The 19,902-nt window shown below is 61.1% G+C and carries 7 protein-coding genes; 4 read left to right on the forward strand and 3 right to left on the reverse strand.

Annotated elements, in window-relative coordinates:
• Position 1 precedes the first annotated feature (1 nt).
• From AC25M7_RS15510 to AC25M7_RS15525, 4 genes are all read left to right on the forward strand, one after another.
• On the forward strand, positions 2-2,143 hold the full coding sequence (locus tag AC25M7_RS15510; RefSeq protein ID WP_486971219.1) for a type I secretion system permease/ATPase: 2,142 nt from the start codon (positions 2-4) through the stop codon (positions 2,141-2,143).
• A 110-nt stretch (positions 2,144-2,253) separates the two neighbouring features.
• Positions 2,254-11,745, forward strand: a complete 9,492-nt coding sequence (locus tag AC25M7_RS15515; protein WP_486971220.1) for a C80 family cysteine peptidase — start codon at positions 2,254-2,256, stop codon at positions 11,743-11,745.
• Between the two features lie 72 nt (positions 11,746-11,817).
• Positions 11,818-13,239 (forward strand): TolC family outer membrane protein, encoded by a 1,422-nt coding sequence (locus tag AC25M7_RS15520; RefSeq protein ID WP_486971221.1) that lies wholly within the window; start codon positions 11,818-11,820, stop codon positions 13,237-13,239.
• Between the two features lie 40 nt (positions 13,240-13,279).
• Positions 13,280-16,831: a PAS domain-containing protein gene (locus AC25M7_RS15525; protein ID WP_486971222.1), complete on the forward strand. Its 3,552-nt coding sequence runs from the start codon at positions 13,280-13,282 to the stop codon at positions 16,829-16,831.
• 53 nt (positions 16,832-16,884) lie between these two features.
• Here the strand turns inward: AC25M7_RS15525 and AC25M7_RS15530 are convergent, their stop codons facing one another.
• From AC25M7_RS15530 to AC25M7_RS15540, 3 genes are read right to left on the reverse strand one after another with little or no spacing between them, the layout of a single operon-like run.
• Positions 16,885-17,808 (reverse strand): LysR family transcriptional regulator, encoded by a 924-nt coding sequence (locus AC25M7_RS15530; RefSeq protein ID WP_486971223.1) that lies wholly within the window; start codon positions 17,806-17,808, stop codon positions 16,885-16,887.
• A 15-nt stretch (positions 17,809-17,823) separates the two neighbouring features.
• Positions 17,824-18,798, reverse strand: a complete 975-nt coding sequence (locus AC25M7_RS15535) for a response regulator (protein ID WP_486971224.1) — start codon at positions 18,796-18,798, stop codon at positions 17,824-17,826.
• A gap of 44 nt (positions 18,799-18,842) precedes the next feature.
• Positions 18,843-19,763, reverse strand: coding sequence for a LysR family transcriptional regulator (locus AC25M7_RS15540; protein WP_486971245.1), 921 nt, complete (start codon positions 19,761-19,763; stop codon positions 18,843-18,845).
• Positions 19,764-19,902 lie beyond the last annotated feature (139 nt).

Raw genomic sequence — 19,902 nt, forward strand, 5'->3', positions numbered from 1 at the left:
CATGAGTGAACTGTTCAGCCATGAGCCAACACCGTCACCGCAGTTGCTGGACACAGGCCTGAATGCGCTGGTGTGGGCTGCGCGACGATTCGACGTGGCGGTAGACGTTGCCCAGTTGCACCACCGCCTGGGTCGAGTGGAGGGCATGGCGACGCCGATCGACCTGTGCCGCTGCGCCGGCTGGATCGGCCTGCGTGCCCGCCTGACGCAGAGCACGGTCACGCGCCTGGACAACCTGCCACGGCCGGCGCTGCTGAAAACCGTGCACGGCTGGGCGGTACTCGATGACCTGGCCGACAATCAGGTCACACTGTACTGGCCATTGGAAGACCGTTGCCAGACCCTGGCCACGGAGGCCTTGGGCGAACTCTGGCGGGGTTCGGTCCTGCTCCTGGCGGACCGGCACGCCGCACTGCAGGCCCCGCGCTTCGGCATTGCCTGGTTCCTGCCCTCGATCCTCAAGCACATCCGCCAGTTCCGCAGCGTGCTGCTGGTGTCGCTGATGCTGCAACTGACGGCGCTGGTCACCCCGATGCTGTTCGAGAACATCATCGACCGGGTGCTGGTCAGCCGCGGGCTGTCGAGCCTGCAGGTGCTGGGGATGGCGTTGCTGGCCCTGGCGTTGTTCGAGCCCCTGTATGGCTTTGCGCGCAGCTGGCTGTTCTCCAACCTGGCGAGCAAGGTCAACGCCGAGCTGTCGGCGCGGCTGTACCAGCACCTGATCCAGCTGCCCCAGGGTTACTTCCAGCAGCGCCAGACCGGCGAGATCATCGCCCGGGTCGGCGAGATGCAGCAGATCCGCCAGTTCCTCACAGGCTCTGCGCTGACCCTGGTGCTGGACCTGGCGTTCTGCGGCCTGTTCATCGCGGTGATGTACCGCTATGCGCCGACCCTGACCTGGGTGGTGGTCGGCTCGCTGGCCTTGTACTTCCTGTTCTGGTTGTGCGTGGGGCCGTTGCTGCGCAAGCGTGCCTTGCGCGAGTACGAACAGGGCGCGGACAACACCGCGTTCCTGACCGAAGCGGTGACCGGCATCGAGACCATCAAGACCAGCGCCACCGAAGAGGGTTTCCAGCAGCAGTGGCAGCGCCAGCTGGCGGGCTATGTGCGCGCCGCGTTCTCGACGCGGCTGGTGGGCATCTGCGCGGGGCAGGGCATTGGCCTGATTCAGAAGCTCACCGCAGCACTGCTGCTGTGGTGGGGCGTGACCCTGGTGATGGATGGCCAGCTCAGCCCCGGCCAGCTGGTGGCCTTCAACATGCTGGCCGGCCATGTGGTCGAGCCGATTTTGCGCCTGGCCCAAGTCTGGCAGGACTTCCAGCACACCCTGATTTCACTGCGTCGGTTGGGCGATATCCTTGATACAGAGTGCGAGAACGGCAGCGGTGGGCTGGCCTCGGTGCCGGCACTAGCCGGCAGCTTGAGCTTCCAGGGCGTGCGGTTCCGCTACCACGAAGATGGCCAGGAAGTCCTGCGCAACCTCAGCGTGCAGATTGAGCCGGGCGAGTTCGTCGGTATCACCGGGCCTTCCGGCTCCGGCAAGTCGACCCTGACCCGGCTGCTGCAGCGCCTGTACATCCCCCAGCACGGTCGGGTGATGGTCGATGGTATCGACCTGGCCATCGCCGACCCGGTGGCGCTGCGCCGAAACATGAGTGTGGTGCTGCAGGAGAGCGTGCTGTTCGCCGGCTCCATCGCCGAGAACATCCGCCTGTGCTGCCCGCAGGCCAGCGATGCCCAAGTGCAGGAGGCCGCGGCACTGGCCGGGGCCGATGGCTTTATCCAGGCCCTGGCCCATGGCTACGAGACCCAGGTGGGTGAGCGCGGCGGCCAGCTCTCAGGCGGGCAACGCCAACGCATCGCCCTGGCCCGGGCGCTGATCAGCAATCCCGGGATCCTGCTGCTGGACGAGGCGACCAGCGCACTGGACTACGCGTCCGAAGCGGCGGTGATGGCCAACCTCAAGCGCATCACCCAAGGGCGCACAGTGATCAGTGTCGCCCATCGCCTCAATACCCTGCGCCATGCCGACCGGATCCTGGTGATCGATCAGGGACAGGTGGTGGAGCAGGGCAGTCATGAACAGTTGCTCGCACTGGGTGGGATCTATGCCCGGCAATGGGCACTGCAAGTGGAGAGTTGAAAACGACAAGGAGAACGCACGCGAACACCACGCATTATTAGTCCAACGCCTATCGGCACAGGCCTGGTTGAAACGCAGGGCCTGCCTTCATAAAAAATAGGATGACCATCATGGTTTATACGTCCAAGGATTTTAAGAGTATTCTTAACGCTCGGGTCGCACAGCAGAATAACTCGGCGTTCTTCGATACTTTGGAAGCACTGGCGGGCCCCGGCCCCGTTTCCCCCTATGCATCCCTGCGTCAACGGACCGAGCTGGTTGCTCAGGTATATGAGCGTATCACCCGTGAAATGCCTACCAGCGGGGAGACGCTGACACCTGGTTTCGAGCGGATGAGCAAGCATGAACTCGACGCCTTGGACCTCAAGGCGATGGCGGATGATCTGTACTATCAGATCGACGATATTCTCGCTGAGATGACGGCTCAGCGGATGATCGTGCCACGCAGTGGGGCATTGACCGACAGCCAAACGCAGAAAATCGCTACACTCGCGGTCGAGGGCATCATTCGACAGGACTTCAACAAGCGCGCCGAGCTGATCACTTATCTCGACTCGCTGGGGTTCTCCTTCAAGCCCAAGGGACGTACAGACCGGGCACTCACATTTTGGTCCGACAATTTCAAAGATTATCAAGCGGTACTCAACGAGGCGATGCGCCGTGAGGGCAAACCTTCGGTCGCCATCGATTTCGATATCTCGGGGCTGAGTTTTGTCCACCACCTCCGCTCGGCACTTTCAGACTATGCGAGTGCCCCAGGTAGCCGTGCCAATCCCAAAGTAAAACAGGCCACCCAACAAGGCACCGCCAGTATGGCTGGCTTCCTCAGTTCGGTGTATGCGGCAAGCACTGCTGATTTGGGCGGTACAGTCTATGTCATGTCCGAGGGTGGCTTGCGCTACAACAGCTACTTCTGGAACGCCGAGTTGCCTGTGCTGCGAGCCTTGCAAAAAAACGGAGCAATTGGCGAAATCAGAATTCTTCACGAACCTGTCGCCGAGTATCGAGACTTGCCACTCGACGAGATAGGCTCGCCATTGACCGCGAGCAGTGTCCATTTACAGGCGAATCAGCAGTTCCTGACAGAGCCGGTCTATCAGGAGTTGCTGGCTTACAAGCATAGGCGTTGGGTTGAAGGGACGCCGATGAGTGACCTGGTAAACCTGCGCCACGAGGTAAAGCGCTACATCGAGCAACACCCGACTTCAGGTCGCAACGATGCCATGCACCAGCTGTTGGCGCAGACAGACAGGAAAATCCTTGAGCTCAGGGCCATGGATGGGATGGATGCAGCTTCCCGTGTGGCGGCGGCCAGAGTGAACGAACTCGGCACGCAGTTGGTCTGGACGCGTCAGGAACTTGTTGCAGCGGCAGCCGTCTTTGGCAAGCGCCAAGGGGAGTCCTATGTCCGGATTCAGGCATTGCTGGACAAATGGCATGCCAATAGTCTCCCCGAAGCCTTCGAGTTCCCACCGAACAAAGCGCAAAAGTACCTGCTTGAGCTCCCATTCAAGGGCGACTTCCTGGAGCGCTACTCCGATCAAATGAGGCAATTGTTGCCATTCGATTCGCTTCGACGAATCTGGGATGTCGAAGTCGTCAACGACACCCCCCACGGCAAGGTCACCCTCAAGTTCCAGACCGGTGCCGAGACAGAGGTGCGTTTCAGCCCGGCGAGCACGCTGGCCGAGAAGCTGGAGCAACAGTCACAGCTGGCAACCTTGCAATCTCTGTTGCTGGGCGAATTCGCACCGGAGAATGTCCCTGCACAACTTTCCTTGCACGGTACACAGTTGATTGCCAGCCGAAGTGTTGGAGATACCCCCAGGGTATTGGCGGCCAAGGGGGCTGATGGCGCATGGGTTGTACGCCCGAGCGAAGTAAGCGCGGTTCAGCGTGCATTCACTGTTCTGGCGCAGAACGAGCAAGGCGTGGGCCCGCTCAAGAATCAGGATGTCGACAGCTGGTCCCCCCCTTCGGTGCAAGGCAATCCAGAAGGAGGGGAAAGCCAGTATTCAGCCCAGATCATCATTCAGAGCGAAAGCGACCCTGTCGTCGCTCGGGCTGCTGCTCACCTGGCGGGCAAGCATCCAGACCAGAGCGTGGTGGTGCAACTCGATGCTTCTGGACAAATGCGCGTGATCTACGGTGATCCCGCACTGTTCGAGACCCTAGGTAGTAACGAAAAAGTGCGCTGGCAGATCGTCGGCCATGGGCGTGGGCCTGCACAGGCACGAACCCTCGGAGGGCTCGATGCACAACAGTGGGCGGGGCATCTGGATCAGCTTCAGCAAACGTTGTTCGATCAGTACAGTATTGGCTCGGTGCCAACGCGCATCAGCCTTGTCGGCTGTTCCCTGGAGGATGCCGAGCAACAGCAGGGCTTTGGTCGTCAGCTGGTGGAAGCGTTGCGTACACCCGAGTTGGAAGTGTCCGTGCGCAGCGCCAGTGTCGCGGTGGACAGTGAAGGCCGAAAGTTCACAATGGATGCTGGTGGTGAGTGGATACACAGCGCCGCCACTGACAAGATGGTACTGAAGTGGTCTGAACGCGAGGGCGTGATCGACACCGTAGAGCACGTTCCCGCCAGTGTGCTGGTAGGGCGCGACGGTATCGATGTGGTTGCGCTGCTTGACGATCTCGGGCAAGGCCGGATCAAGCTAGAACAGCTCGGCGCAGCACAAGAGTATGCGCTGAGCAGGCTTTACCCAGGTGCCGATGAGCGCCTCGATCAGGCCAAGCTGCGTTCGCTGCTCGAAAACCCATTGGAAGTCGCCCAATTGCAGGACGCGCTGGAGGGTTTGGCCAAGCGTTATCAAAGCAGCGCGGAACTGGAAAGCCTTGGCGCGGAGCAAATGATTCGAACCATGCTTGACGAGCAACAGCGCAATGCTGGATCGCAAAGCGGTGTGGCCATCGAAGGTGACCGGCTGTTGACGGCGATGCTCGATAACAGACTGGATGCCGATATCGACCGTGGTCGTGCGGTGAGCCACCTCGACCCTGACAGCCATGTCGAGCGCCTGCGCGCAGGTAATCGCCAGCAACTGTTGGGCGCCGGTGATGTGCTGTTCGATGGCCCGTCCAAGGGAACCTTCGGTCAGGCGATTCCGGTCGTGCAGGGTTCATTGTCAGCCGTGCTGCTGCATGACATGGGGTTGCTGGTAGATGGCAAGCCGCTCACCGCCGGGTTACTGGCAAGCCAGGGAGGCAAGCTGCGTGCGGACCAGAAACTGACATTCGACCCGATACGGTTCAACTATGAAATGGCAAAGGTGCCTTTGCAGCCCGAACTGGTCGAGCTGTCGCGCTTGGTCAGCACGTTGGTGGAGCGCAGCCGCGGTAGCAATGTCGCCTTGTTCAACACCGAGGACGTCCCGCAGGAGGCGCTCAAGTACATCAACGTGCTGAGGTACTATTCCGGCCCTCAGCTGGAGGTGGAAATCGCCAAGGCAGCGCAGGCTGCATTGGGTTCACGTCTTGGCGAGCGCGCCCAGTGGCTGGCACAGGCTGGCAGCCTCAGTGCGGATGAGCGGCGCAAGGTCCAGAACCTCTACGAACTGGCGCGAGACGTGGGCGGTTTTGACCTTGAGCGGTTCAAGCAACTACAGACGCAGAACCCAGGCGTATCGGGGGATCAGATCCTGCAGTCGATGGCGCTGGATGCAGCGGAAAAGCGCGTAGCTCCTGGGCATGACACCGAGGTAGTGCTGCAGGCCGCGAGATGGACAGAGCAGCAGGCCACTTCGTTCATGCTTGAGCGTGGATTGCTGGGTAGAAGTGGCGCGTCGATCAATGTCAACCGTGCGGGCTTCGAGCGTTTTGTCGAAAGTGCAAGCGGCTTGGACCGTGTACGCCTGGCGTCTGCAATGCTCAAGCTCGCGCCGGAGCAGCACCTGGCCGTCAAGCGCGCACTGGAGAGCTCCGCAGACATGCGGGTCCGAGATCTCGCCGACACAGTCGATGCGCAGCGTACCAGCAAGCCGAGCAGGGCGGCGGTAGCGGCTGACCGCTTCGGCACCGCGCTGGATGTGTTCGAAACACTCAACTCCGTGCGTGACCTGATTGGCAATTGGCAGCACATGAGCGCAACGGACAAAGGGCTCAACCTGACCGGGCTAATTGGTGGCGTGGCCATGTCGCCCTTGAGCGCCGCAATCGCCAAGGCCGTCTCTGCGGCGGGCAAGGCCTTGGGGGCGGTAAGTTCGTTCTCCAAGGCGGCGACCGTGATCAGGGGCGGTGTGCTGGATGCCACGTTGGCGCCCGTGACGTTTGCCGGCATCGGCCTGCAATGGCAGTCGTTCTGGTCGGGCAACGGCGACATGGGCAGCTACGAGTACAAGAGCCTGGTGGCCAACACGGTGATCACTACCGTGACCACAGCCGTCAGCCTGGCACTGACCGGCGTGTCAATCGCTGCCTCGCTGAGCAGCGCGGTGGCCGCTTCGGTGCTGGGCACGCTGGCCGCGTCGGCAGGACCGATCGGGGTGGCGATTGCGGCCGCCGGCTTCATCATCAACGGGGTCGTGCAGGGGGCCATGCAGCTCGCCGAGTTCGGTGACTATTTCGCCAGCACCGCTGATCAGGTCGCCCAGTTCTTCGCGGCCTGGGTCGGTGTCGAGACCGACGCGCTCAAGCGCGCAAGGGTCGAGAAGCAAGCTGTCGGTGCCGCAAACGAGTTGCGCAATACCCTCAACAGCGATTGGGAGAAGACCAAGCTCTACCTTTCCGATCTGTTCGCCAAGGACCAGTATGGCTATCTGAACTTCCGCGACCGCGACAACAAAGTGGCCCACGGTACGCTAAAGTCGGGCGGGGATTTCTACTACGCCTTGCAGCAGCAGGTGGCCTACGGTGAGATGAATCGGGTCGCTACACAGCTGCCCAACGACGGTGGTCAGGTGTGGATGGAGATGGGCAACCAGCACTCGGACTTCCGCGCGGTGGGCAGCCAGGATAAGCGCAACCTCTTCAACTTGGCAGGCCAGGCACTGGATATGGCGACAGGTGGGCGGCTGTCCGATGCGTTCAACCTGGACGCGGGCACGCGCCTTCGCCAGATCGACGCTGGGAGCCTGGATGCACTGCAATTGCAACAGGGGCTTAACGAGAACGACAGCCTAATGTTCGATGCTCAGGGCATGGATGTCGGCCTGGCGAGCAATACCGATGGGTCGATGACATTGAGTTATCGGGGCACGCGTGTGCTGCGTGACGGGTTGACCAACCACTCTGGGTCCACTCGTCCTGCAGTGACGCAGGCCGTCGACAGCCAAGTGCGGGTGAGCGGCGTTGAGAGCTATGTGCTGCGTGGCGCGCACAAGGCTGACGTGCGAGGTTCCACCCGTCAGGAGTTCTTCGACGTGGCGGGCACGCAGGTAGCGATCGAAGGCGGGGCCGGTGAGGGCAATGTCTACTCCGTCAACAAGGGCAACCGTATCGTCAGCACCAGCAACGATACTGCGCTGTGGAGCGCGGTCAACGCGTCAATCAGCCTGCAGGGCGCCCGCAATTCAAAAGGTGAGTTGCAGGCGTCGCAGACACTTCAAGTCAGCCTTTCGTCGCGCTACAACCAGATCAGCCTGCGGCGCAATGGCCGGGCCATCGAGCTGAATGATGGCAAGGGTGTTCTCACTATCCTGGGGCTGTACAACGCGGACGGCTCGGTGGACAACGGCAAGGTTTTGCAACTGCTGGATATCAACAAGTACAGCTTCTCGCTGCCTGGGTTGGGCCTGATCGACGACCAGTGGCGTTCCCTTGAAACCATGGCCAAGACCTTTGTTTTCGGCGCCGACCCACAACGCGCAATCCAGCGACTGAGCAACGACCATGCGGTCAACACTTATGCGCTGAAAGCCGGGGCAGGTCATTTTCGAGCGGCGTTGCATACCAACCAGCTGATGCAGTTCATGCTTGAGGCGCCTTTGACGTCTCTGAGTTTCAGCATCATCGATGACATGCTGACAATTCGCTCCAACGATAAAGAAAAACCATTGCAACTCAGTATCGAGAATTATCAAGATGCCAAAGACCGGCAGTTACTTAAACTCTGGCTGCAAAATAATGATGACACTGGCAAATCCCGGCTTGTGGAAATCGCTCTGCCAGCGATTCAGGAAGGGGGTGATCAGCCTCTGACTGCAGTAGACAGTCACCAGGCTGATGCAGACATTGACAAGGCAATGGCCAGCCTGGTCAAGACGCACAAAGTGGCATCCATCACCCGCTTGAACTTGCTCACCAGCACAGAGAGCTACGAAGTTGACGCGTTGGCGAATCCTCAGATTTCCCTCGTCATGCCGCCCAGCGGGCTGATGAAGGGCCGGCCTGAAATTCAACTCAAACAGGTCCGGGTGGGTGACGATCTGGTGCTGTATTATGCCAATCGGCTGAGCTCCAGCGGTTTGATGCAGACGCCGCACTTACGGGTCCGCCAATATTTCACCCTGCCTTCCGATGCGGTGCCAAGAATCCGCTACGACCTGAAAACGTTTGATCTGAAGGTAGCGGTCGACCAACACATTGGCGATGAGCGCGCTGAAACACTTGATGCGGCGCAGGCGAGCAACCTGGCGGGGGGGAGTGGAAGCGACCGTTATCGGATCGATGTAGCGTCGACCACCTTGGTGACGTTGGACAACATGTCTGGGGACAGCAAACTCGACATCCTCGAGCTTCAGGGGAATATCAGCCTTGATAGATTGGGTTTGAGCGTGGTTGGCGACGATCTTCAGTTGCTGGTCTTTGATACAGCCGCTGCGGCGCATCGGCGAGTAGAGGGTGGGTACGGGACGCCGAGCAAGACGATTGTGTTGAAAAACTACGTCGCCGACAGCCGAGCTCGCCATCTGCAGTTGGAGCTGCAGGGCCAGCGGTACAGCCTGCCAGAGGTGGATGCACAGAGTGGCTATTTCATTCACATGCCGCAAACTGCCAATGCGGTATTGGGCATCGGTATCCATGGCCTGCGAGTTTCCCCGTTCGCACCGGCCAACAGCCAGGTGGTCGCGCTCGAGAGGCCATTAGGTGAGTATCTGTCTGCAGTGGGTGGGCAGGGTTATGATCTGACGCTTGTCAAAGATGGGCAAAGCCTGATTTTGCGCGATTACTACCGCAATCCACAGAGTGTGAAATTCAGTTGGTTTGACGCTTCGCAAAACCGTATGCAAATGCATGCGAATGTCGTATTCCCGCCTAACTACCGAAGCGCCGAGCTGGCTTTGCTCCAGGAATTGAATGTTCCTGTGGCGGATCGGATGGCATTTATCAACAACGCTGTCACTTCACGCGAAGATATTCAGGCGCTCGTGAACCTTGAGGCTGGCACCCGTGCCGAATCCTTCACGACGTTGCCTGGTACGCAGGACTTCAGTGTCTATGTTCGGGTCCTGCCCGCCCCACACGGCGAGCAAATGTTGTTTGGTACCGGTGGTTTGTCGAACGAAGGATTCCAAGTGGTGATTGATAGCGAACGCCGCCTGGGTTTCAGTAGTTTTTCGAAAAGTACAAGAAGCGCGAGCCCTGTTATCGAGCGGATTGACTTCGGTGGGTTCCACGCGCCAGCGATAAGCTCCACACAACTGGACTTATCCTCGGGTGAACTGGTGCTTCGATTCAGGGAGAATCGTTATATTGATGTGTATGCGCCAAACAACGGCATTCCACTGCTGCTCAAGAAGTACGATTTGGGCGAAGGTGGTACGTCAAGAGACTCGGCAGGTTTCGCACGCCCAACGCTCAGTGCGACACGCGGCTTGAGCAACTTCGTGAGGAGCTACTTGTCACAAACGCCCAAGGTGCTCAACGGTGTCGCTACCGATGCGCAGATTCGTGCCATTTTCAATAGCGATGGCGACAATTGGGGCGTGATGTCTGAGCAGGCTAAAAAGTATTTGCGAGTCAAGGGGGTGTCGGAGACCATCGTTGGCGAGCTAGGCATGTGGGACGTTCTGACGCGCGCAAACCTGGAGAAGGTTGTTGACCTCCACCTGCGTGGGCAAGGGCAGTTGTCGGCCTCCTTCATTGTTGACTATGTACTGTCCGGTCGCAATTGGATCCTCAACCCGGCGCACGCCGAGTACGCCGTCAACCTTGAGAAGTTGCAGGTTGACGGGACTTTCATCGCCCGGGCGTTCAACTATGGTCTTTCGCTGGATGAAGCAGCCGTCTACCTCAAAACCCAGTCAGCAGGCTGGCCGGGCAGGGACATGCTGTTGAACTTTGCCTTGGCCTTGCGTGGCGACGACCGCAATTATCTGGACAATGAGCTCCAAGCCATTCGCAATAGCAACGGTATAGGGTCCGACAACCGTGCCAAGTTCTACTTCCGCCCAGAGCGTGTTGAAGATGCCCAGGTACTGCAAGCTGCGCTGATGCACAAAGGCTACTTGCCGTTGCGTGCCGAGCAATTGGCCCAGCGCATGGTCGCGATCCACTCGCTCGATTACCGTCGTGTCGATAGCCTGCTCAAGGCGGGGATTGCCGATGATGCTCTGCTTGGACGGCTGGTGGCCGCCGGTGTCGATGGTGAGGATGTGATCGCCGGCAACAGCGAGCACTCGCGCTATGAAACCGGTAACCGTGGCGAACGCATCAAGGTGAGCAGCAGTGGCAACCTGTCGCAGTTCTCCTCGCGCAGCTCGTCGCAGTTCTACTCCAGGCAGTACCTGCGTGTGGACGGTGATGGCAACGTCTATCAACTGGGCGATCAACCCTATGACCTGGCCAGTTTTAATCAGCAGCAACGCAGCATTGGCTTGCCTGTCTATGCAACGGTTGAGCAGGCGTTGGCGTCCGTCCACGGTTCGCAGTTGCGCGACAACTTCCGTTATACCTTCCAGCCTGGCCAGATGCTGGGGGCCAACGGCAACACCTTGACCTACCAGCAGATCGGCAGCGGCGAGCGGGATGGGGCATTGGCGCTTTGGGAGCAGGGCGCCATTGAGCGCGCCGATGGTGAGATACCTGCCGAGCAAAGCTGGTTCGGCCGAAGCGCACCAGGCAACCTGGTCGATGGCTTCGACCAGGCTGGCGAAGCATTCGCCTGGCGAGCGGCCAGCAACCTGGGCTTCGGTGATCAGGCCAATAAGGTGGCGGATGTGCAATTCGAATCCGGCGCGCATACGCCAGACATGGAAGCCAAGGCCAGTTACCTGCGCTTCGACCTGAAGCACAAGGTGGTAATGACCGCGCTCACCCTGCATACACAGAACAGCGTGGCCCAGGAAGGCCAGGCGGACAGCACCCGCAGCGGTACCTACCGTGTCGAAGCCTTGCGCTCAGGCAACGACTGGATCGAAGTGTCTGGCGACTTGAATTGGAGCGGCCAGCAGGACGTCATGCGTGTGGCGATCAACACTCAAGGGGTGCCATACCAGCAGTACCGCCTGCGCGGCATTTCGGGGAGTTACGACCGTGATCGCTGGATCAAGGAAGTCACCTTCGAGACCGCTGCTGTTGCGGTTGTACAGGACAGCGCAGGGCAACTGGCGAAGCTGAGCGGGGCCATGGCCACGTTCCCGGACGCGGGGGTGGCCAGTAGCACCGGCACGCCGGCACGCCAGGCCGAGCGACCACTGTTGACCTCGCCGTTGGCTTGACGCCGTTACGGTCGGCTGGCGGGGCAGTGCCCCGCCAGCCTCTTCCTGTTTTCCCTGCGGAATTCCATACCCATGCGTACGCCAATCAATCCGATTCGGCGGGCCGCCGCTGGCCTGCTGTTTGCCCTCGCAATGCCCATGACACCCGCCAGCGCTGCCACCAGCGATCTCTGGCAGGTCTACCTCGATGCCGCCCAGAACAACAGCGAACTGGCCGCGGCCCGCGCCGACCAGGCCGCCCGCGCCGAAGCAGTGCCGCAGGCGCGCGCCGGCCTGCTGCCAACCCTCTCGGCCGGTGCCGAACTGAACAACAACAGCACGCACCTGAACCAACCTGCGCAAGCCACCCGACGCAGTGGCACCAGTTACCAGCTCACGCTCAACCAACCCGTGTTCCGCGCCGATCGCTGGTTCAGCCTCAAGGCCGCCCATGCCCAGAGCGACCAGGCGCTGCTGGAACTGTCCGCCACCGAACAGAAGCTGATGCTCGACAGCGCCGAGGCCTATTTTGGCCTGCTCAAGGCCCAGGATGGCCTGGCCGCGAGCAAAGCCGAAGAGGCCGCCTTCCTGCGCCAGCTGGACCGTGCCGGCAAAGGCTTGCAGCTTGGCCTGTCGGACCGCACCGATGTGCTGCAGGCCCAGGCTGGCCACGACAGCGCCCGGGCAACCCGCATCGTCGCGCAAAAGCGCCTGGAGGATGCCTTCGAGGCCCTCGACACCCTGACCCACCAACGCTACACGGCGATCCAGGGCATGCGCCACGACATGCCGTTGACCCTGCCAAGCCCCAATGACGCCCGGACCTGGGTCGACACCGCCATGCGCCAGAACTTGTCGCTGCAGGCCAGCCAGCAGGCACGGGACGCCGCCCAGCACACGCTGAGCGCGCGCAAGGCCGGGCACCTGCCGACCCTGGACGCGGTGCTGCGCTACCAGACCGGTGACAACGACAACCTGGGTTATGGCAACAGCGAGCTGCGCGGTGGCAGCTATGGCGGCGGGGTCGAACAGCGTTCGATCAACCTGCAACTGAACATACCGTTGTTCAGCGGCGGGCAGACCCGCTCGCAAGTGCGCGAAGCCAGCCAGCGCCTCAGCCAGCGCGAGTTTCTCAACGATCACCTGCAACGCCAGGTGGTGGAGCAGACCCGCAATCTCCACCGCAGCCTCAACAGCGGCGTCGAGCAGGTCCAGGCGCGCCGCCAGTCGATAATCTCCAACCAGGGCGCGGTGCTGGCTTCACAAATGGGTTTACAGGTCGGTACCCGCAACATCGTCGATGTGCTGGAGGCCCAGCGTCAGTTGTACAACGCAGTACGTGAGTACAATAACAGCCGATACGACTATATCCTCGACACGTTACGCCTCAAGCAGTCCGTCGGCACCTTGGCTCCTGAAGACCTGAAGGCACTTTGCGATTATCTCAAAGCCGATTACGATCCGGATCGGGATTTCCTGCCACCGGAATTCCCCCACAGCCTGGCGCGCCGCTGAACAGCGGCGCCAGGCCGGCGGTGCAGGGAGGGCGCACACTATGATTGTGAACTGTTTCGACCGTCACCGGCGGGCGTGCCTGTCGGGGTGCCTGATCGTCGCCATCGTGGCTGGCATGGGCATCGGCGTCTTTTACCGCAATCAGGTCGAAGGCCGGTTCGTAGCCGAGGTGATGCAACAGAACCAGGAGCGCGCCATCGACCTTGGCGACTGGAATGTCGATGGTTTCGCGATTGGCGCGCTGTCGATGCTGGGGCGGCACAACACCGCGCTGAAAGCGGTGATCGACCAGCCCGTAGCGCACGCGCGCCAAGTGGCCGCCATGCCATTGAAGACTCTTGCCATTGTGGTAGGGGCCGACCATGCCTTCGTTGCCAACCGCCAAGGCGTGATCGTTGCCGCCTACGACAGCCTGGAGCGGCCCGTGGTGGGGCTTGACGTCGGATTCAGGCCCTACTTCAGAACAGCGCTGCAGGGTGGACGCAGTGTCTATGGCGCTATCAGCAGCACCACTGGGCAGCGTATGTTCTACATGGCCGCGCCTGTCTATGAGTCGCAGAACAAGCATGACCGGGTCATTGGAGTATTGGTGGCGCGGTTCGATGCCCGCACACTCGAGGCTGGCTTCAACAAGCCACGCAGCAATGACCTGGTGCTGGTGATGTCTCCCGACGGCATCGTGCTGGGCTCCAATGCGCCGCAGTTCGTACTCAAGGCCGATCACCCGTGGACGCTGGCAGCGTTCTCCTGCGATATTCGCCGGCAGTTCAGCGATCATGCCTTTCCCGGCGGGGTGCCGGAACCTTTGCCATTCGAGATGGGACGCCCGGTGGTGGAGGTCGAGGGCCAGCGTTATGCCGTGGCCCGGAACAGTTTCGACTGGAGCGACTCGGGAGGGCCCTGGTCGGTGGTGACCCTGAGCAACCTGAATCAGGTGCTGACCGATGGCCAGGTGCTGCTGGTTTCAGGCGCAAGCGCGCTTTTGCTGATGCTGCTGATGTGGGCCGCCCTGCGGCGCATGTCCGACGCACGTCAACACCAGCGCGATGCGCAGCGGATCGAGCAGAGCGAACAGCGACTGGACCTTGCATTGCAAAGTGGCGCGTTGGGCTTGTGGGACTGGCATGTGAGCCTCGGCATCATCGTCAACAACGATGTCTGGCTGCGTATTCTCGGCTACTGCAAAGGTGAACTGGACCAGACCCTCGGCAATGGGCTCGAGCGCTGGGCCGGGCTGGTGCATCCGGATGACCGCGCGCAGGTGTTGGCCAAGCTGTATGCCCATGTCGACAACCACACCGACGAGTATCGTGCCGAGTACCGCATGCTCAACAAAAGCGGGCAATGGCTGTGGGTGCTGGACATCGGCAAGGTCATGGAGCGTGATGCCCACGGCGCAGCGACGCGGGTAACTGGCGTGCTGCAGGACATCAGTGCGATGGTTGACGTACAGCAGGCCATCGTCGAGAGCCAGACCAAACTCAGTTCGATGATTGGCAACATCCCGGGGGCGGTGTTTCGCAGCCTCCCAGATCGGGAGCGCAGGATGCTGTTCGTGAGTGACGCCATCGAAGCGATCTGTGGCGTCTCGGCTCAAGTGTTCATGGCCGGGCGCCCCTTGCGCGACCTGGTCCATCCCGACGACCTGGTCGTGTTCGATCGGAGCCTGGAAAGCCCGGATTATGTCCTCGAGTACCGCATCATTGCGACCGATGGCGCCATCCGCTGGCTGTATGACAAAGGGCAGATCATCAGGCAGGACGGGTTCCCCCAGTATCTGGACGGTGTGATATTCGACATCAGTGAACGCAAGGCATCCGAGGCTTTGCTGCAGCACTCCCTACGGCAGGCCGAACAGGCCATCCAGGCCAAGTCGGCATTCCTCGACAACATGTCCCACGAGATTCGAACACCGCTTAACGCGGTCATCGGCATGGCCCACCTGGTGCTCGACATGCCACTGGGGCCCGGGCAACGTCGTTATATCGAGAAGATGGACCGAGCGGCCAAGCACCTGGTCACGCTGGTCAACGGGATGCTGGACCTGTCCCGGATCGAATCCGGGAAACTTGCGCTGGAACAGGTGACCTTCAATCTTTGCGATCTGCTTGAAGAAGTAGTGGGGCTGGTGAGCTCGCGGTTCGAGCAAAAATCGATTGAATTGCGTACAGATATCCCACAGGCCCTGAGAGGGGCGTTCATCGGCGATTCGCATCGTTTGCAGCAGGTCTTCATCAACCTGCTGGACAATGCGTTCAAGTTCACCGAGTCGGGGCTGGTGACCATCGACGCCAATCTTCTGCGGCAGTGGCAGGACAGCATCGAGCTTGAGTTCACCGTGCGCGATACCGGCGTGGGTATGACCCCGGAGCAAAGCGCCCGCCTGTTCGATGCGTTTGTCCAGGCCGATGCTTCCATCAGTCGGCGTTACGGCGGGACGGGCCTGGGGCTGGCGATCTGCAAACGTATCGTGCAAATGATGGGCGGCACTATCGAGGTGCACAGCCGCCAAGGGCAGGGCAGTGCGTTCCGCTTCAACGTCTGCTTGCGCATCCCACCGGCCTCACTGGACGAGCCGCCACGCGGGAATGGATCTGCAGAGGCGGCACGATCGCTGTTGGCCGCACGCATACTGGTGGTGGAAGACAACACCCTCAATCAGGAAGTCTTCACCGACCTGCTGCTACGTGCAGGCGCTCAGGTGGTGATCGCGGGCAACGGTGAGGAGGCTGTGGCGATCCTGGCTCGGGACCCGGCATTCGACGCCGTGCTCATGGACTGCCAGATGCCCGTCATGGACGGCTACCAGGCCACTGCCCGGATTCGCCAGCAACTGCGTCTTGATTGTTTGCCAATCATCGCGGTGACGGCCAATCTGCCCAGCGAGGTTCAGGCCAGAGTCCTGTCTGCGGGGATGAACGATTGCGTCGTGAAACCCTTGGAAGTTGAGATGTTCTATCGCACCCTGGGTCGCTGGATCGGCCGTGGCGCGAGGCCAGCCGATGCAAGTGCAAGCGTCGTGTGCTTGGCGCAAGCGCCGGCGGGAGTCGACCTGGCGCAGGGCCTCGCGGTGGCGGGCCATGACCCGGCCTTGCAGCAACGGCTGTTGCGCATGTTCCTGCGTGACTACCAGGCGTTGCCTACGCAGCTATGGTCAGCCCACGAAAGCCATGACAAGCCATCCCTGGCTGCATTGGCCCATGGTTTGCGCGGCAGTGCGGGCCACATCGGCGCCATGGCCGTTCAGGCCGCGGCAGCCAGGCTCGAGCAAGGTGCTGAACGTGGTGAAGACACCCTTGCGCTTGTGCTGGCGCTGAACACCTGCCTGCAAGCCTTGTTGGCGAGCCTGGCGTCGATACCCGCGCTTGGCCCGCAACTGCCGCCCAAAGGTGAAGGGGCTGCTCCCGCCTCCTTGCAACCCGCCATGGAGCGATTGGCGAGCTTGCTGCTGCAGAATAACGCCCAGGCGCTCGATCTGGTCGAAACGCTTTGCAAGGCGGACAGGTCCGGGCAACTGCTGGAGGTTCGTGAAGCCATATATCGCCTGGACTTTGCCTATGCCTACCGACTGCTGAGCGCGATTCGGGCTTGACCCTAGCTATTCACCGGCAAGCAAGCAGGGTGACAGGTCAGCAGGGTGACAGGTCAGCAGGGTGGCCAGGCCTCAAGGGCTGCATGGCAACGACTGATCCGTTCGTTGCAGGCCTCGACCAACAAGGCATGCAGATGTCGCAATGAGGAGGTGATTCGCGAGCGATGGGAAACGACCAGGCTTAACGGGGCCAGATCCCCCCTCCAGCCTGGCAACAACGGCAGAAGCTGTCCGGCCTGCAAGTCCTGCGCAACGTTGAGCAAGGGAAGGTAGCAGACGCCTTGGCCTGCCAGCGCCCAACGCCTCGCCAGGTCACCATCGTCGCAACAGAACATCCCTTGGACCCGTACATGCACAACCTCCGCAGCATCATGGAAGCGCCAGTGCGATTCGGTCTTGCCCAGAGCATGGTTGACAATGCAGTCATGCGTGCTCAACTGCTCAGGGCGTTGCGGTGCGTCGTGGCATGCAAGATAGGCCGGTGACGCACAGGCGATGAAGTGGTGCTGTTTGAGTATCGGCAGCTCGACCAGATCCAGTGCCAGGCTGCGGCCGAAACGCAGCGCGGCATCGAAGCGCCCTGTGAACAGGTCTTCTTCCTTGTCATCGAGCGAGAGACGGATCTGCAGCCCAGGTTGCTGTTTCTTCTGATGCAGCAAAAGGTCAAGCAGCAGGTGGCGCCCAAGGTCGGAGGACACTGACAGCTCCAGCTGACCGTCATCCTGGGAGAGCGCGCGCTGGCCTTGAGCAAGAATCTTCAAGGCATGTTGCGCGCTATCCAGGTAGCGCGCCCCCTCTCTGGTCAGCTTCATCAGGCGCGTGGAACGTGTGAACAGCCTTACTCCCAAACGGTTTTCAAGGCGCTTGAGCGCCAGGCTGGCCGCCGCCGGCGTGATGGACATGGCACGTGCCGCAGGGGAAAGCCCTTGCAGCTCGGCGATGAGGACAAACAGCTCGAGATCTTCCAGGTTGGCCATGGTCGGGGCGCTCGCTCAACTGTCCAGGCGAGCATGAGCGATGCCCAGCAGGGTCGAGCACAGATGCTCGGTGTCGCTGGGCAGGTTGTAGGCCGCAGGGTGCGAAAACATGGCACCCAGGGCCAGATCGTGCCGAAGCGCCACACTCACCGCTGGCTGCAGTAGCGTCAGATGGTACGTCAGCGTGAGCGCGAACAAGCGGGCGAACAGTGGGGCGTGCTCGTCCAGTGTGGTTGACGCGTGCCCCCCCAGCAGGCCATCGGCCTGGCTGAGGTCCCATGCCAGGTTCAGCACCGGGTCCTCCGCATTGGTGTGCTCGATGATCTCCTCGATCAGTAAACGGCTAGTACCCAGTGCCTGGGGCAAGGAATTGTGCGCCTGGCCGAGGCCGAGCAAAGCCAGGCAGGCCGCCGAACGCAACGCCTTCAGGTCGGGCTCGTCGAGGGCATGGGCGAGTACCGCAGCGAAGCTGTCGAGCAGTGCGTCCAGGTGCACCTGTGGGTTATGCCTCAATTGCATGGCCAGGGCGGCGATGAAGCCTTCGCGCATGTCGCTGCCCGCGGCCGAGCCGCCAACGGGTTGGCATGGGTGCAGCAGTTTGTCGCGATACCCCAGGTGGATAGCGACCCTGGCCAGCACGACCGGTGGGGAAATGGGCTTGGTGATGTAGTCCGATGCGCCGAGCAGCAGCCCTAGGCGCTCATCCTCGACGCTGGTGCGGGAAGTCAGGAATATCACCGGGATGCCGGCAGTGGCGGGGTGCTTGCGCAGTTCGCCGAGCACCTGGAAACCGTCCATCTCCGGCATGGTGATATCGAGGATGATCAGGTCGGGCTGGCTGTTCCTGGCCAGCTCCAGCCCTCGTGCGCTGCTCTTGGCAAGGAGAACCTCGTACTCGGCCGTGAGGATCTTCGACAGGATCACCAGCGATTGCGGATCGTCATCGATGGCCAGCAGGGTGTATGGCTTTGCAGTTTGGGCGGAGGGCATGGTGACGGCGCCTGTTCGGACTTGAGCGACAGGCAGCCTACCATTCAGATGGCGCGAATGTCCTGCGTCCCGGCCAACGATGCGCAGCGTTCGCGTAGAAAGGCTTGAAGGACCCTGACCCGCTCACTGACCTGAACCCTGTGGGGACACATCAGATATACCGGCGCGGGTTCTCCCTGCCAGTCGGTGAACAAGGCGCACAGCCTGCCGGCGCGCACATCCGTAGCGACATCGAGCCAGGCCTTATACACGATCCCGTGCCCGGCAAGCGCCCAGCGCCTGGCAACCTCGCCATCGTCGCTGCGATAGTTGCCGCGGACCTTGACCTCGCAGACTTCGTCACCACGACTGAATCGCCAGACATCGTAGGGACGCCCCTGACGCTGGTAGATGATCGCCGAGTGTTCGGCCAGTGCCTGAGGTGATTCAGGCTTCCCCTGGCGAGCAAGATAGGTGGGGCTGGCGCAGGCGACCCGATGATGCGCCTCCAGCACCGGCAAGGCCACCAGAGTTGAATCGACCGGGACGCCAAACCGCAACGCGACATCCACCGGTTCGCCGAACAGGTTGTTAGGGCGGTCGTTGAGCAACAGGTGCAACTGCAAGTGGGGGTGCAAGGCATGCAAATCATCCAGCCAACCCAGCAGCACACTGCGGCCGAAGTCCGAAGGTGCCGCCAGTTGCAATACGCCGGCCAGACCCCGCCCGGCCCCGCGAATAGCCCGCTCACCTTCGTCCAGTGCCGCCAGCGCAAGCCGTGCCGCTTCGAGATAACGCTCACCCTCCGCCGTCAGGCGTTGCTGGCGCGTCGAGCGGGCGAACAGGCGAACCCCAAGGCGGGACTCCAGGCGCTTGAGCGTGAGGCTGGCTGCGGCGGGGCTGATATCCAGCTCACGCGCCGCAGCCGAGAGGCTGCCGGCTTCGGCAGCTTTGACTAGCACTTTCAACTCAGCCAACCCGTGCATTTGTAAGCGTTCCTTATAAGTCATGTGCCAAAGGCCATATTTATCGCACATTTCCAATAAATGATGATGCAGGCACCCAAAGCGCACGACGAGGTGTTGCCCATGACTACCAGCACAAACGCCAAGCCACCGTCTGACC

The organism is Pseudomonas sp. P106(2024), from assembly GCF_057480815.1.

Excerpts from the sequence above, each read along its gene's own strand:
- AC25M7_RS15540 (WP_486971245.1), bottom strand. The coding sequence starts at position 19,763 with ATGCACGGGTTGGCTGAGTTGAAAGTGCTAGTCAAAGCTGCCGAAGCC.
- AC25M7_RS15530 (WP_486971223.1), bottom strand. The coding sequence starts at position 17,808 with ATGGCCAACCTGGAAGATCTCGAGCTGTTTGTCCTCATCGCCGAGCTG.
- AC25M7_RS15515 (WP_486971220.1), top strand. The coding sequence starts at position 2,254 with ATGGTTTATACGTCCAAGGATTTTAAGAGTATTCTTAACGCTCGGGTC.
- AC25M7_RS15535 (WP_486971224.1), bottom strand. The coding sequence starts at position 18,798 with ATGCCCTCCGCCCAAACTGCAAAGCCATACACCCTGCTGGCCATCGAT.
- AC25M7_RS15520 (WP_486971221.1), top strand. The coding sequence starts at position 11,818 with ATGCGTACGCCAATCAATCCGATTCGGCGGGCCGCCGCTGGCCTGCTG.
- AC25M7_RS15525 (WP_486971222.1), top strand. The coding sequence starts at position 13,280 with ATGATTGTGAACTGTTTCGACCGTCACCGGCGGGCGTGCCTGTCGGGG.
- AC25M7_RS15510 (WP_486971219.1), top strand. The coding sequence starts at position 2 with ATGAGTGAACTGTTCAGCCATGAGCCAACACCGTCACCGCAGTTGCTG.